The 15,003-nt window shown below is 45.3% G+C and carries 20 protein-coding genes and 1 other annotated feature; of the genes, 1 reads left to right on the top strand and 19 read right to left on the bottom strand.

Translation table 11 applies throughout. From position 1 onward, the window contains the following. Positions 1–249: 249 nt before the first annotated feature. From AC1DPK_RS28040 to AC1DPK_RS27950, 19 genes are all read right to left on the bottom strand, one after another. The gene (locus AC1DPK_RS28040; RefSeq protein WP_477512337.1) at positions 250–849 is read right to left on the bottom strand and encodes a class I SAM-dependent methyltransferase; all 600 of its coding nucleotides are present in this window, start codon (positions 847–849) and stop codon (positions 250–252) included. A 6-nt stretch (positions 850–855) separates the two neighbouring features. Then, positions 856–984, bottom strand: coding sequence for a hypothetical protein (locus tag AC1DPK_RS28035; protein WP_256711079.1), 129 nt, complete (start codon positions 982–984; stop codon positions 856–858). 92 nt (positions 985–1,076) lie between these two features. Then, on the bottom strand, positions 1,077–1,436 hold the full coding sequence (rplL, locus tag AC1DPK_RS28030; RefSeq protein WP_076271439.1) for a 50S ribosomal protein L7/L12: 360 nt from the start codon (positions 1,434–1,436) through the stop codon (positions 1,077–1,079). Between the two features lie 92 nt (positions 1,437–1,528). Next, positions 1,529–2,032 (bottom strand): 50S ribosomal protein L10, encoded by a 504-nt coding sequence (gene rplJ / locus AC1DPK_RS28025; protein ID WP_054025338.1) that lies wholly within the window; start codon positions 2,030–2,032, stop codon positions 1,529–1,531. Between the two features lie 57 nt (positions 2,033–2,089). After that, positions 2,090–2,255: a sequence feature (ribosomal protein L10 leader region), on the bottom strand. A 12-nt stretch (positions 2,256–2,267) separates the two neighbouring features. Continuing rightward, the gene (gene rplA, locus AC1DPK_RS28020; RefSeq protein WP_477512336.1) at positions 2,268–2,960 is read right to left on the bottom strand and encodes a 50S ribosomal protein L1; all 693 of its coding nucleotides are present in this window, start codon (positions 2,958–2,960) and stop codon (positions 2,268–2,270) included. A gap of 101 nt (positions 2,961–3,061) precedes the next feature. Next, positions 3,062–3,487, bottom strand: coding sequence for a 50S ribosomal protein L11 (rplK, locus tag AC1DPK_RS28015; RefSeq protein ID WP_054025340.1), 426 nt, complete (start codon positions 3,485–3,487; stop codon positions 3,062–3,064). Positions 3,488–3,608: 121 nt separating this feature from the next. Then, the gene (gene nusG, locus AC1DPK_RS28010; RefSeq protein ID WP_477512335.1) at positions 3,609–4,142 is read right to left on the bottom strand and encodes a transcription termination/antitermination protein NusG; all 534 of its coding nucleotides are present in this window, start codon (positions 4,140–4,142) and stop codon (positions 3,609–3,611) included. 24 nt (positions 4,143–4,166) lie between these two features. After that, a complete protein-coding gene (gene secE / locus AC1DPK_RS28005; protein WP_053373883.1) occupies positions 4,167–4,376 on the bottom strand; it encodes a preprotein translocase subunit SecE in 210 nt (69 codons plus the stop codon). Between the two features lie 18 nt (positions 4,377–4,394). Beyond that, complete coding sequence (gene rpmG / locus AC1DPK_RS28000; RefSeq protein WP_015847242.1) at positions 4,395–4,544, bottom strand: 50S ribosomal protein L33; 150 nt, start codon at positions 4,542–4,544, stop codon at positions 4,395–4,397. A gap of 314 nt (positions 4,545–4,858) precedes the next feature. Next, entirely contained in the window at positions 4,859–5,509 is a 651-nt protein-coding gene (sigH, locus tag AC1DPK_RS27995) for an RNA polymerase sporulation sigma factor SigH (protein ID WP_053373882.1), read from the bottom strand. Positions 5,510–5,808: 299 nt separating this feature from the next. Next, positions 5,809–6,333 carry an NYN domain-containing protein gene (locus AC1DPK_RS27990; protein WP_477512334.1) on the bottom strand — a complete coding sequence of 175 codons (525 nt, stop codon included), beginning with the start codon at positions 6,331–6,333 and terminating at the stop codon, positions 5,809–5,811. Between the two features lie 3 nt (positions 6,334–6,336). Beyond that, entirely contained in the window at positions 6,337–7,098 is a 762-nt protein-coding gene (rlmB, locus tag AC1DPK_RS27985; protein ID WP_076271442.1) for a 23S rRNA (guanosine(2251)-2'-O)-methyltransferase RlmB, read from the bottom strand. A 50-nt stretch (positions 7,099–7,148) separates the two neighbouring features. After that, entirely contained in the window at positions 7,149–7,574 is a 426-nt protein-coding gene (locus AC1DPK_RS27980) for a Mini-ribonuclease 3 (RefSeq protein WP_477512333.1), read from the bottom strand. Then, entirely contained in the window at positions 7,571–9,013 is a 1,443-nt protein-coding gene (cysS, locus tag AC1DPK_RS27975; protein ID WP_441885595.1) for a cysteine--tRNA ligase, read from the bottom strand. Before cysS ends, AC1DPK_RS27980 begins: the two co-directional genes overlap by 4 nt. Then, entirely contained in the window at positions 9,010–9,672 is a 663-nt protein-coding gene (cysE, locus tag AC1DPK_RS27970; protein ID WP_477512332.1) for a serine O-acetyltransferase, read from the bottom strand. Before cysE ends, cysS begins: the two co-directional genes overlap by 4 nt. Positions 9,673–10,179: 507 nt before the next feature. After that, positions 10,180–11,652 (bottom strand): glutamate--tRNA ligase, encoded by a 1,473-nt coding sequence (gltX, locus tag AC1DPK_RS27965; RefSeq protein WP_477512331.1) that lies wholly within the window; start codon positions 11,650–11,652, stop codon positions 10,180–10,182. Positions 11,653–11,752: 100 nt separating this feature from the next. Beyond that, positions 11,753–12,235 carry a 2-C-methyl-D-erythritol 2,4-cyclodiphosphate synthase gene (gene ispF / locus AC1DPK_RS27960; protein WP_441885589.1) on the bottom strand — a complete coding sequence of 161 codons (483 nt, stop codon included), beginning with the start codon at positions 12,233–12,235 and terminating at the stop codon, positions 11,753–11,755. After that, on the bottom strand, positions 12,232–12,951 hold the full coding sequence (gene ispD / locus AC1DPK_RS27955; protein WP_477512330.1) for a 2-C-methyl-D-erythritol 4-phosphate cytidylyltransferase: 720 nt from the start codon (positions 12,949–12,951) through the stop codon (positions 12,232–12,234). Before ispD ends, ispF begins: the two co-directional genes overlap by 4 nt. Positions 12,952–13,101: 150 nt before the next feature. Further along, entirely contained in the window at positions 13,102–14,196 is a 1,095-nt protein-coding gene (locus AC1DPK_RS27950) for a PIN/TRAM domain-containing protein (protein WP_076271450.1), read from the bottom strand. A 176-nt stretch (positions 14,197–14,372) separates the two neighbouring features. Between AC1DPK_RS27950 and AC1DPK_RS27945 the strand changes: the two genes are divergently transcribed. Then, positions 14,373–14,768 (top strand): nucleoside triphosphate pyrophosphohydrolase family protein, encoded by a 396-nt coding sequence (locus AC1DPK_RS27945; RefSeq protein WP_054025352.1) that lies wholly within the window; start codon positions 14,373–14,375, stop codon positions 14,766–14,768. Positions 14,769–15,003 lie beyond the last annotated feature (235 nt).

Genomic DNA, 15,003 nt, shown 5'->3' with positions numbered 1-15,003 from the left:
AACTAATCACAGCGCGGCCGTGACAGTCTCATATCAAATAATTTTGCCCAAAACGTAAACATTATACGTCAAATGTGTAAAACTTATGCATTCCGCGCTTTAAATTTACACTTGACATTTTAGTTAACTAAAGAGATCGAGCCCAATTTAATGCTGACATTTTATAATCTTACCATATCGCAAATGTCAAGTCAATAAATATTATTCAGTTTTCAAACATATTTTCAAAACATATTTTTCTCTAATTTTCTAAGCTTTTACAGCTCGGAAAATACGGTAGCCTTTATCCTTCGTTACTTCTTCTACATTTGCAAATAATGACTCTAATTTAGCTTTCGCCGAAGGTGCCCCTTGCTTCTTCTGTATGACAACCCACATGCTGCCGCCTTGTTCGAGCAATTCATAACCCTCTTCAAAAATCCGATGAACGACTGACTTCCCAGCCCTGATAGGCGGATTTGTAACGATGACATCGAACTTCATTTGCTTAACTGCTTCAAATAGATCACTTTGCAAAACGGTAACATTAGATATCTGGTTAAGCTTTGCGTTCTCACGCGAAAGCTCTACCGCTCTTTCATTTATATCAATCATCGTTACTTGCCCATGCTCAGCGAGTTTTGCTGATGTTAATCCAATAGGACCATAACCACAGCCAACATCAAGAATGTTTGCATTTGCATTCAGCTCCAAAGCATCGATCAATACCTGACTCCCGTAATCAACTCCTGATTTCGAGAATACGCCGGCATCCGTTATAAACTTCAAAGAAAAGCCTCGGAGAATTGCTTCATGAACTTGACGATTATGCTTAACATCTGGGCTCTGTGAGTAATAGTGATTCGACATTATTCATCACTCCCCGCTATTCCATATTGCATCGAGTATATTGATATCGCCTTGCTTCAGCGAAAAAATACTCGATTCTCGTTGAAGGATAAGAATGGACAAGCCAAAAACTTGCACATTCTTATCCTTCAACATACAACGAACCCCTTGAAACCTGACGTTTCAAGGGGCTCGCCGGCCGATTCATCATTCAATCGCATGATCAGCTTATTTTATTGGAAGAAATACTACTTAACTTCTACGGAAGCGCCAGCTTCAGTAAGCTTAGCTGCAACAGCTTCTGCTTCTTCTTTAGCAACTTTCTCTTTAACTGCTTTAGGAGCGCTATCAACCAAGTCTTTCGCTTCTTTCAGGCCAAGACCTGTGATTTCGCGAACAACTTTGATTACGTTGATTTTTGAAGCGCCAGCGCCGTTAAGGATAACGTCGAATTCAGTTTGCTCAGCTTCTACAGCTGCGCCAGCACCTGCTGCTGCTACTGGAGCTGCTGCAGTTACGCCGAATTCTTCTTCAATTGCTTTAACAAGATCGTTCAGTTCAAGAACGTTCATAACTTTAATCGCTTCTAAGATTTGTTCTTTAGACATGATTATACCTCCGGGAATATGGTTTATTTTTTTTGGTTTATCCTACAGCCGACTTGCGTCGGTTCATTACTATAAGGGACTCTTGAAAAAAATTAAGCTTGTGCTTCTTGTTTCTCGCCGACTGCTTTAACTGCAAGCGCGAAGTTGCGCACTGGAGCTTGCAATACGCTGAGGAGCATAGAGAGCAAACCGTCGCGGGACGGAAGTTCCGCAAGAGCTTTAATTTCTTCTTGAGATACGACTTTACCTTCAACAACGCCGCCTTTAAGTTTCAAAGCATCGTTTTTCTTAGCGAAATCGTTCAAAATTTTAGCTGGAGCAACAGCGTCTTCTTTACCGAATGCAATTGCTGTGGGACCTGTAAGAATGTTGTTCAATTCTACATAATCCGTACCTTCAGTTGCGCGACGAACGAGCGAGTTTTTAAGAACTTGGAATTCAATTCCTGCTTCACGAAGTTGTTTCCGAAGTTCAGTTACTTGAGCAACGTTCAATCCACGATAGTCAGCTACTACTGTGCTAGAGCTATTAGCAATTTTTGCCGCGATTACGGCAACTGCCTCTTGTTTCTCTTGGATGATATTTGCGTTAGCCAAACTGTACACCTCCCGTAATAGTATACATTCCGTTAATTACGACGGGCTTTCCACGCCTCGATGCATGAGAAAGGCCTTCGCAGACACTGCGAAGGCCATGATGTCGTTATCGCGCATCAACCCTAAAGGATCGAATGTTGCTTACAAACGTTTTATCATAACACCTCGGTAGGAAATTAAGCCTTAAGGCACCTACTGTCTACGGTATGCGTATTCGAATTTAGTTCCGTTCTTCTTAGCGGTAAACCGCTGTAGAAACACGAGCGCCAGGGCCCATTGTTGAAGAAACGGCAATGTTTTTCAGGTAAACACCTTTTGACGCAGCCGGTTTAGCACGATTAAGTGCATCGATCAATGATTTGAGGTTCTCGTTGAGTTTCTCAGCATCGAAAGATACTTTACCGATTGGCGCATGGATTTGACCTGCTTTATCAAGACGGTATTCAATCTTACCGGCTTTGATTTCTTGAACGGCTTTAGCAACGTCAAACGTTACTGTACCAGCTTTAGGGTTTGGCATCAAGCCTTTACCACCAAGGATACGTCCAAGTTTACCAACTTCAGCCATCATGTCCGGCGTTGCTACGCAAACGTCGAATTCGAACCAGCCTTGTTGGATTTTGTTGATCATGTCTGCATCGCCGACAAAATCAGCACCCGCAGCTTCCGCTTCTTTCACTTTTTCGCCTTTTGCGAAAACGAGAACGCGTTTTGTTTTACCAGTGCCGTGTGGTAGTACAACTACGCCACGAACAGCTTGGTCTTGTTTACGTGGGTCTACACCCAAACGAACTGCTACTTCAACGGACTCGTCGAATTTAGCTGTTGCAGCCTTCTTAACAAGCTCAATCGCTTCTAGAGGCTCGTAAGTTGCTTCGCTATCAAATAGCTTAGCAGCTTCTACATATTTTTTACCTTGTTTAGCCATTGTAATTTCCTCCTCATGTGGTTGTAGCGGAAAATCCTCCTAGGGATGATCCTCCCACTCGCGAAAGCCGAAGCTTACGCAAAGCAAGCTACCTCGCGGTATTAGTCAACAATAGTTACGCCCATGCTGCGAGCAGTACCTTCAACCATACGCATCGCTGATTCTACAGACGCTGCGTTAAGATCCGGCATTTTTTGCTCAGCGATTTCGCGAACTTTGTCACGTTTTACAGTAGCGACCTTTTTCTTGTTCGGTTCGCCTGAACCYTTTTCGATACCAGCTGCGACGCGAAGCAATACTGCTGCGGGCGGCGTTTTTGTTTCGAAAGTGAAAGAACGGTCTTCAAACACTGTAATAACAACCGGAATAATCAAGCCTGCTTGATCTGCGGTACGAGCATTAAACTCTTTACAAAACGCCATGATGTTAACGCCTGCTTGACCAAGTGCTGGACCGATCGGCGGCGCTGGGTTTGCTTTACCTGCAGGAACTTGCAATTTGACCATCTTGATGACCTTTTTTGCCATGCCTGACACACCTCCTAACCCTTTATTCCATGCGTAAATAGCATCCGCCTCCGCAAGGGGGCATTGCTATTTCGCGTCCAAACCACCACTAGTTTAACCCAGTGGGTTCGGAAACCAGATATTATATCTTTTCCACTTGAGTGTAATCCAGCTCTAGTGGGGTCTCCCTGCCAARCATGTTTACATGAACCTTCAACTTCGCTTTGTCCAGCAAAATTTCTTCTACTGTACCAACAAAATCTGCGAAAGGACCCACTTTGACGCGAACCGTTTCTTTCAAATCGAACTCGATTTTCGGTTTTGGTTCTTCCATGCCCATGTGTTTGAGTATTTGCTCAACCTCATCTGGCAATAGAGGAATCGGTTTTGAACCGGAACCTGTTGATCCTACGAATCCAGTTACACCTGGTGTATTTCGAACAACGTACCATGAATCGTCGGTTTGAACCATTTCCACAAGAACATAGCCTGGGTAGACCTTACGTTGGACAGTCTTCTTCTTACCATCCTTCTCTACCACTTCTTCTTCCATAGGAACAAGCACACGGAAAATCTTATCTTCCATGCCCATTGATTCAACACGGCGTTCCAAATTGGCTTTCACCTTGTTCTCATAACCTGAGTAGGTATGCACGACGTACCATCTTTTTTCCATCACAAATCCACCTTTGGACCCTTCTTAAACAATGAGTTCAACCAGAGACGAGATCCCGATGTCAAGAAGCCAGAAGTAAATAGTCACAAGCGTAATCGTGAGCAAAACCACGATCGAATAGCTTGTCAACTCTTTACGGCTTGGCCAGCGAACCTTCTTAAGTTCCGCCCAGCTGTCGGCAAAAAAACTAAACGTTGTACCAAAGCTTTGCTTTAGTTTAGCCAAAAATGCCACGTTCACACCTCCAATTGACTATCTCGTCTCGCGATGAGGAGTCTGCTCGTTACAGAACTTGCAAAACTTCTTCAACTCGATGCGGTCGGGGTGATTGCGTTTGTTCTTGCTGCTCGCATAGTTTCTCTGTTTGCAGTTTGTGCATGCCAACGTGATAATTACCCGCATTGAATTACACCTCCCGAACTGCTACAAAATACGAATCATGAAGCTCTATATGAAAGTTCATTGATTCCAACGCCAAAACGAAATAAAACCTCGATTTTAGGCCTACCTAAACACTTTATCATACAGCAATTTTGATGTCAATGTAAAAGATAAGTGTTAAGCCTGTGAATGATTGGAAACAAAAGCGCCATCGGTCTCGTATCTACCAGTATAGTCTACTTTTGTCCGTTTAAAACTAAAAGGACCGTATATTCCACCTAGACACCGCCAGATGGAAGACAGTCCTCGTAAAAATGATTTACGTATAAATGCGGCTAGCCGCTAATGTCTCTGACTTCCAAGTAACGTTCGAGCTTGCGTTTCACCCTTTGAAGAGCGTTGTCGATAGATTTCACATGTCTATCCAAATCAACAGCAATTTCCTGATAGGACCTTCCATCCAAATAAAGCATAAGCACCTTGCGTTCAAGGTCGCTTAATATTTCGGACATCTTATCTTCAAGGCCAATGAATTCTTCTTGATTAATAATTAATTCTTCTGGATCAGATACTCGCGTACCACAAATGACATCCAGCAGTGTGCGATCCGAATCTTCATCATAAATGGGCTTATCTAGCGAAACGTAGGAATTTAGCGGAATGTGTTTCTGACGCGTGGCTGTTTTGATGGCGGTAATAATTTGCCTGGTTATACACAATTCAGCAAAGGCTTTGAAGCTTGCTAGCTTGTCCCCTTTAAAATCACGAATTGCCTTATAAAGACCAATCATACCCTCCTGCACGATATCTTCACGATCCGCACCGATAAGAAAATACGAGCGCGCTTTGGCTCTCACAAAATTCTTATACTTGTTTATCAAATATTCCAACGCTATGCTATCACCATTGCGGACCGCTTCGACGATATCCTCGTCCGTACTGCTGTCATACTCGAGCGTACTCCATTCTTTGAGGTCGATACTCACGAACTATCCCTCCGGCCTGCAAGGCGTACACCGCTAGATTCTTATTCACGCAAACCTATCTGATTGAACTCAAAGTCTGAGCTCATACAGCGCTTCACGTCGAAAGATAAGAATGTATACTGAACAAAATCAACACGTTCTTATCGCTAATAATAGAGTCAGTATACATTATGTAACCTTACACCGTCAACCAATCTGAGCCCCGACAACCACAGATATACTGGGAATTTTGTAACTTAGTGGAACGACCCGAGTCAATCATTCTATATCTATTTGAAGATTATCGCTTTTCCAATCTTTTATTTCTCTCCGCGCCGAAGTTTCTCCAGCTGGCTTCGAACCTCTAAACTAATTCTGCCGTCTACTGAATTCCGTTTTCCCGGCTGTTCCTCACGGAGTGTCTGCTCGATATTTTTGCGATTCTGGCCTATATCAATAAGCAATTCCCGTGCCGATACACGAAGCGCACCTTTACCGAATGCCACATGCTGCTCGACCAAATCCGAAGTGGCTACATATATATTTCTGCGTCTGACGAACAGCTCCGAGCATAAACGCTCGATGCATTCATCAGCTGTTTCCTTCTCTTTTGTGTAAACGATAGTCAGCCTGTGGTGCCTGTAAGTAGCGCCTAATCCAGGCACCTGATGCGCATCAAACACAACATACACTTTCATTCCTGTAAAACCTTGATAATCCGCCATTAAATCGAGCAATTTATCCCGCGCTTCTTCCAGATCATGTTCCTTCAGCTTCTCGAGTACCGGCCAAGCGCCAATTATGTTATAACCGTCGACTAATAAAATATCGTCGCGCCGGTTCATAACCTAAATGCTCCGGCGCTGCCGAACGACCTCATACATAAGAACACCAGCTGCAACGGAAGCATTTAGCGAGTTCAACTGACCAAGCATAGGAAGTTTAACGAGAAAATCACATTTCTCCTTAATCAGTCTTCCCATGCCTTTACTCTCGTTGCCTATAACGACAACCAGCGGCATGTCGAATTTCATTTTATAAACATCCTGCTTTGCACTTACATCGGTTCCCGCTACCCATACGCCCGCTTCCTTCAGCCTATCGATCGTTTGCGCCAAATTAGTAACGCGTGCAACCGGCACATGCTCAGCAGCACCCGCAGATGTTTTAAGCACCGTAGCCGTCAGCCCTGCTGCACGACGTTTTGGAATGATAACGCCATGTACGCCTGTGCATTCCGCTGTCCGCAATATAGAGCCCAAATTATGAGGATCTTCGATTTCATCCAATAGCAAAATAAATGGAACCTCGTCCCGTTGTTTTGCTCGTTCCAGAATGTCCTCAACATCCACATAAGCGAAAGCCGCTGCTTGAGCGACAACTCCCTGATGTGTAACTCCAGGTGCTAAGCTGTCGAGTTTCCGCTTGTCGACAAACTGTACGATGATACCGGATTTCTTAGCTTCCGCTACAATGGGCTGCGTCAACGTTTTTTGAGCACCGTCAGCAATCCATATTTTATTAATTTCTCGTCCGGAACGCAGTGCTTCGAGCACAGGATGTTTACCGGCTATCATTTCATCTTGATCTTGAATCGTTTCTTCTGTCATCGGTAACCCTCCTTTATTTTTTCATTTACAAAATAGCTTCATGAGCTTTGTTAATTCTCATGCTTCTTTATTGCAATGGCAAATAGTTCATGTATTCTTTCGATTCGGCCTTCATAATAAAGAAATCCAACCAAGCTCTCCAACGCTGTTGCTAGACGATAATCAGCTAAATCAGCGTTTTTGGGAGGCGCTCCCGATTTTGAATTGCGGCCTCGGCGGACGATGTCCGCCTCCTCCTCGGTTAAATGCGGCTGCCAGAGATCCAACGTTTTCTTTTGTCCTTTGGCAGAAACAAATTTTGTTGCCTCACGGTGAAGGTGATGCGATTTCTGATTCGGCAGTGAAATAAAATATTGTCTTACAAGAAGCTCAAACACAGCATCGCCCATATAAGCGAGAACGACCGGGTTCATCAGCTGCGGTGTCTTGGACGGCGGGTAAAAGAGCAAGCGGTTCGAATCGATATGCTCGCTCATTTACGCCGCCAGCGGATACCTTGCGGTGTATCCTCAAGGACGATGTTTTTCTCTATGAGCAAATCACGAATTTCATCCGCTCTAGCCCAGTTTTTGGACTGGCGAGCTTCGGTCCGCTCCACTATAAGCTGTTCGATATCCGCATCCAGCAGTTCAGCATCCGCTTGTTGCTGCGGCAGCAAGCCAAGTACAGCATCCATACGCTCAAACAATGTAAGCAATGCATAAATCGCTTCAGCAGAGGCGTCTGCACGATTCAAATATTGATTAGCCTCAGCTACCAAATCAAACACCGTTGTAATCGCATCAGGGGTGTTGAAATCATCGCTCATTTTGGCATGGAATTGTTCATGAATCACTTTTAGTCTTGCATCCAGCGCTTCATCGCCAGAAGGGACAAGTCCGTTGCCACTGCCTGCCGCTTCATTTAGCTTGCCTTCAAACGATGAAAGCCTATGCTTTAGATTCGCTGCACTGTTTGCAATCCGCTCTACACTGTTCTCAGCTTGTGCAACCGTGTCATCACTGAAGTTGAGTGGACTGCGGTAGTGTGTAGAGAGCATAAAATAACGAATCGCATGAGGTTTAACCCGCTTCACCAGCTCATGCACCGAAATGCCATTGCCAAGCGATTTGGACATTTTCTCATTATTTATATGAATATAGCCGTTATGCATCCAATAGTTCGCCAGCGGTTTGCCTGTCAGCGCCTCAGATTGCGCAACCTCGCATTCATGATGCGGAAACTGCAAATCATGACCGCCGCCATGGATATCAAGAGTATCCCCAAGGTATGCGCGAGCCATAGCCGAACATTCGATATGCCAGCCTGGGCGTCCATCGCCGAAAGGGCTTTCCCATTTGATTTCGCCCGGCTTAGCGCCTTTCCATAATACAAAATCCTGTTGATTCTCTTTGCGGTCGCCAATCTCTACTCGAATACCGAATTGAAGCTCTTCAATATTCTGATGAGAGAGCTTGCCGTAATCCGCGAATGCAGACGTACGATAATAAACGTCTCCGTCACTCATATAAGCATAGCCTTTATCTATCAAGCCTTGAATAAACGCAACGATTTGCGGAATATGCTCCGTTACCCTTGGATTAAGTGTCGCCTTATGAACACCCAGCGATTCGATATCTGCATAAAATGCCGCAATAAACGTCTCCGCTACTTCAGGGACTGTCGTACCAAGCTGTTCTGCTTTACGAATCAGCTTATCATCGACATCTGTAAAGTTAACCACATATTGAACTTCATTACCTACGTCCTCCAAATAACGACGAACAACGTCAAAGAAAATAACCGGACGAGCGTTTCCAATATGAATGTAGTCATAAACGGTTGGTCCGCAAACGTACATTTTCACCTTACCTGGCTCTTGCGATACAAAAGGCTCTTTTAGCCGCGATACTGTATTATAAATGGATACTGTCATTTTCGCATTTCTCCTCCAGCTACAGGATTCCGAAGCTTATCGAGCTCGGATTTTAATTCGTCTATTTCCTTCTGCATTGTACGGAACATTTCGATGACCGGATCGGGCAGCTTCGTATGATCAAGTCGATCGCCTACACGCTCGCCGTTTCTTTTGACCACGCGTCCCGGGTTTCCAACTACCGTACAATTGGCAGGAACCTCTCTGAGTACAACCGCGTTTGATCCTATGTTAGAAAATTCGCCCACTTGAAATGAGCCGAGCACCTTCGCTCCTGAGCCAATAACTACATTATTGCCAATTGTCGGGTGACGCTTCCCTTTTTCTTTACCCGTTCCGCCAAGAGTTACTCCCTGATAAATAACGACATCATCGCCAATCTCACAGGTTTCACCAATGACGACACCCATGCCATGATCGATAAACAATCGCTCGCCGATACGAGCACCTGGATGAATTTCGATGCCAGTCATAAAGCGGCTAACCTGGGAGATCAAGCGCGCTGTAGTATACCAACCTCTACGGTATAAGGGATGGGCAATGCGATGCGCCCAAATAGCGTGCACACCTGAATAGGTGAAAATAACCTCGAAGCGACTGCGAGCAGCCGGATCATTCTCAAAAACAGCTAGTATGTCCGATCGAAAATGACGAAACATAAACAATGCTCCTTTTTCCTACGCTCATAAATTTCTAATAAAAGAAAAGCCTCTGCAGCATAATATGCTGCAGAGGCGTGTGATCTCGCGGTTCCACTCTGCTTGAATAAATCGACAGCTATCCTCGCTGAAGTTTATTCACCTTAAGGTCTTTAACGCAGACGATACGTTGCTGCCTACCCTGTCCAGCCAAATATATGCCAATATTGCCGATTAAGCGTCGCCGCCATCCTCATCATTGCGCATTACCTGCTGACACAGCTCGGAACAAAGCTCCCAGGTGCATATTTCCGTTCGGCGGACCAGACAACTTGCAGCCCCATTACGTTTCCTCATAGTCACATGGTGATGCGACTCCGACTCGAATGACGGTTGTCCTCTCTGCGAATCCACAAGCAAACGTACTTCTCCTGTTCATGGCCGTTTGATTCATTCATTTATTAGTCATAGTATACCGAATACCCAAAAATGTGACAAGGGCATTATGCATACTCTCATCTACAAGAATTAAGCTAAAGATCCTGCCAAACGCGCACGCAGACGATCAGCAACCTTATCTTTGCCTAGCAAAGCAAGCGATTGATTCAAATCAGGACCATGCGTTTGTCCAGTAAGGGCTGCACGAATCGGCATGAACAGCTGCTTGCCTTTAAATCCAGTTTCCTTCTGTACAGCTTTGATCATCTCTTTGATGCCATCCACTTCAAAGGCTGTTTCTCCCGCTTCGATTTTTGACAGGAAGGCCTGCAAAACAGTAGGCACTTGCTCCTCGGCAAGAACCTCTACCGCTTCGCTTTCATCCTCTACCGTATCACGGAAAAATAGCTCTGTCATTGGAACGATTTCTGAGGCGGAACGCAGTTTGTCCTGATGCAGCGCTACTAGCGCAGTCACCCAGGCTCTGCCTTCTGCATCAAGTTCAGCAGCGACACGACCCGCATTTTGCAAATGTGGCAGGCAAAGATCAACAACGCGGTTCAAGTCCGCTTTTTTCAAATATTCATTGTTCATCCAGCTAAGCTTCTGCGTATCGAATACGGCTGGGCTTTTACTAAGACGTTCAGGATTAAACACATTAACCAATTCTTCGCGAGTAAACATTTCCTGTTCACCCTCGGGCGACCATCCAAGCAATGTAATAAAGTTAAACATCGCTTCCGGCAAATAACCGAGATCGTCATACTGCGAAATAAACTGAATGATGGATTCATCTCGTTTACTTAGTTTTTTGCGCTGCTCATTCACGATTAGCGTCATATGGCCGAATTTTGGAGCTTCCCAGCCAAAAGCTTCATAAATCATCAACTGGCGCGGCGTATTCGAGATATGGTCTTCTCCACGCAATACGTGGCTGATTTTCATCAAATAATCGTCCAGTACTACAGCGAAGTTATAAGTCGGGATACCGTCCTTCTTCACGATGACGAAATCGCCCATCTCTGTTGTTTCGAAGCTGATTGAGCCTTTTACGATATCGTCAAAAGCATAAGTCCGATTCTCCGGTACACGGAAACGAATACTCGGCACACGTCCTTCCGCTTCGAATGCTTGGCGCTGTTCTTCCGTCAGATTGCGATGGCGCCCGGAATAACGAGGCGTTTCGCCGCGCTCCGTTTGCTCTTCCCGCTCCTTCTCAAGCTCCTCTTCCGAGCAGTAGCAGCGATAAGCAAGACCACGATCAAGCAGTTCCTGCCAGTATTTGTTGTATATATCAAGACGTTCAGTCTGACGGTAAGGTCCGTACCCGCCGCCAATATCGATACTCTCATCCCAATCCATGCCCAGCCATTTCAAGTACTTAAGCTGGCTCTCTTCTCCGCCCTCAACATTGCGCTTTACATCCGTATCTTCGATCCGAATAATAAATTTACCGCCCTGGTTTCTCGCGAACAAATAATTGAATAAGGCCGTTCTTGCATTACCAATATGTAAATGACCCGTTGGGGATGGGGCATAACGTACACGAACTTCTGCAGTCATATATATAACCTCCTAAAAGTTTTGCGAAGCAAAATCTAGCTTCGTAAGCATATACAGATAAAGTTTTGCGAAGCATATGCTGATTAATGAATACTCCCGATCATAGCACATCCTTGATTAGACAGACAACGGATTGCGCTGCAATTCCTTCACCGCGTCCTGTGAATCCAAGCTGCTCGGTTGTCGTTGCTTTCACATTCACCTGTGTTACATCAGCCTCAAGCGCCTTCGCTATAATTTCAGCCATTTGCGGAATATAAGGCAGCATTTTTGGCTTTTGAGCAATAATCGTGGAATCAATGTTCCCAAGCTTATATCCGCGCTCACGCACAAGCTTCCATACTTCCTCCAGCAGCTTTAAGCTGTCGGCATCTTTAAAAGCGGCGTCTGTATCCGGAAAATGTTTACCGATATCGCCAAGTCCAAGCGCGCCCAGCACTGCATCCGTTATGGCATGCAACAGAACATCCGCATCAGAATGACCAAGAAGCCCCTTCTCATATGGAATCGTTACTCCCCCAATAATACATGGACGTCCTTCTACCAATTGATGCACATCAAATCCTTGACCAACTCGAATCATCCTTGCTCACCTTTCCCCTCTGCCCTATTGGCATGACGCTTCGCAAGCAAAAATTCCGCCCACGGCAAATCTTCAGGCGTCGTAATTTTAATATTCGTATATTCGCCTTCTGCAACAGTAACGCTTGCGCCCATGCGCTCTACAACCATTGCGTCATCTGTTCCAATGAACTCTTCTGCAAGTGCACGCTCATGCGCCTCCTGCAATAGAACACGTCGAAAAGCTTGCGGCGTTTGTATCGCCCACAAGCTTCGGCGGTCCGGAGTCGAAACGATAACTCCCGCTTCATTGACTTGTTTAATCGTATCCTTTACTGGAACAGCCAGCACAGATGCACCGCTCTGCTCAGCCTGCGAACAGCAAGCACGGACGGCATTCGCCGATACCAGCGGACGTACACCGTCATGCACCATCACCCAATCGCTCTTCAGCTCCTGCAGACCTAAGTATACCGAGTGCTGTCGTTCTTTCCCCCCGGCAACAATAGCGGTTACCTTCGTTATACCATATAGGGAAGCCCAATTGCGGCAACGCTCCACGTCCTCGCTGCCTACGACCAGAACCACTTCATTTACCAAATCCATCGATTGAAACAGCTCTAGCGTATGCACAAGAATAGGCTTGTCCGCCAGCTTCAAATACTGCTTGCTTTCTTTCGTTCCCATCCGCGTGCCTCGTCCGGCTGCTACGATGATAACTCCCCAATCTGCTCCCATGCCTCGACCCGCCTTACACTGAGTTAAAACATAAGTATTTATAAACCTAGCTTCTTATAAATAAACTTACGTTTCTCTGCGAAACGAGCTTGTGCCGTCTTTTGTCGACGTTAGCCGTTTGCGCTATAACAATAGTACTATCATACCTTGTTACTGCGCTTTTTCCAACAGCTTCGGCTTTGCAAATATCATTCGGCCCGCAGAGGTTTGAAGCACGCTCGTTACAAGCACTTCCATCGTTGTCCCGATATATTCACGTCCGCCCTCAACAACGATCATCGTGCCATCATCCAAATATGCGACACCTTGTCCATGCTCTTTGCCGTCCTTTATCACTTGTACGATGATTTCTTCTCCAGGTAGAACAACCGGCTTCACAGCATTAGCCAAATCATTAATATTGAGCACCGACACGCCTTGAAGCTCACATACTTTGTTTAAGTTGAAGTCGTTGGTAACAACTTTACCATGAAGCGCCTTAGCCAGCTTGACCAGCTTGCTGTCTACTTCTCCGATTTCTTCAAAATCTCCTTCATAAATAAGAACCTTTACGTCCAGCTCTTTCTGAATCTTGTTCAAAATATCAAGTCCACGGCGTCCCCTATTGCGCTTCAATAAATCAGATGAATCAGCAATATGCTGCAGCTCCTCAAGCACAAACTCAGGAATGACTAACGTGCCTTCAATAAATCCAGTTTTACAGATGTCTGCAATACGGCCGTCAATAATAACGCTGGTATCGAGTATCTTATGCTCCTCGTAACCACCCGCCTCATCTACAGGCGCGACTCTCCGTTTCTCCAGCAGAGCTGCAAAACCTTCTGCCAGCTCCTCCTGCTTATGCAGACCAATTCGCATGCCCAAATAACCGAAGCATAACATCATAGCAGCAGGAAGGAGACTTCCTATACCATCTAGACCCGATACTGCGGGATAGATCAGAACCGTAAGCAATAAACCTGCTAGAAGACCGCCAGCTCCAGCAATCAGCTGCTGCATAGGAAGCGCTGCGGTTTGCTCCGCACCCTTCTGCATATAGCGAATGACTTGCCCTGCAACCATCGTTGCTACAACTACACCAAAAACCGCGCCAATTGCTACATTCATGTAATAAGTGCCGGATCGCTGTAGCATTCCGAAGGATGAGCCAGACCATACGGCCGCTCCATTTATCCATCCGTATACTTCACCGCCTGCCATACCACCGAACAACATACCCAATATTTGAATTATTCGTCTAACCATTATGGTTCACCTCCACTATAATTATGTTCCAATAATTGGATCGCTAACCGTGGGGGCACGGATTAATTGAAAACATTTATAATTTTTAATAATTCACATTTTGTAAAAGGGGGATAGGAGGCTTATAATGGATATTAGGAAGAAAACATAAGAGGTTGGTGAAAGAGGTGGAACCGATGAGCGCTCCTACACTGGATCAATTTCAGCAGCAAGTATCCGAATTGTTGCTTCGGCACCGCAGCTTGCTAGATGTTATGTCCAAATTTGGACAGTCAGGCGCTTCGGTAAATCGTGCAGTCACGAAAGCAGTCACAGACTGTGGATGTATTGAACTAAATGCCCGCAAACAACAATACTCGGACGAACTAAATCTTGAAAATGCGAAAACGACGCTGCAAAGTCATCTCACTGGAGCCGTATGCGAGCATTGCCGCGATGCGCTCAAGGCCGATCTTGGCCGCAATTTGTTTTATATGACTGCTTTATGTAATTTGCTGGACATTCAACTGGATGAAGTTATTGCTGATGAATACGACAAATGCTCAACTTTAGGCCTGTTTAACTTAACGTAAATATGCAACATATGAATCGCGCAGGAAAGAGACTATAGCTATCTCTTCCTCCCGAGCAACGAGTAACAAAAGAGGCCTCCCATATTGGGAGGCCACTGAAAAAGTCCGTTAGATATAAAGGCACAGACCCTCAATATTTTGAGGGCGCTGTGCCTTTTTTCTTGTATACTTTCAGTATCACGTCGGAAGGGTGAATATCATGTTCCAGCCTCAACTCTCATTTGCACTTAGTCCG

The organism is Paenibacillus sp. 01T424, assembly GCF_056398745.1.
The sequence above is the reverse complement of the archived record's forward strand: the minus strand, read 5'-3'. Positions and strand labels throughout refer to the sequence as shown.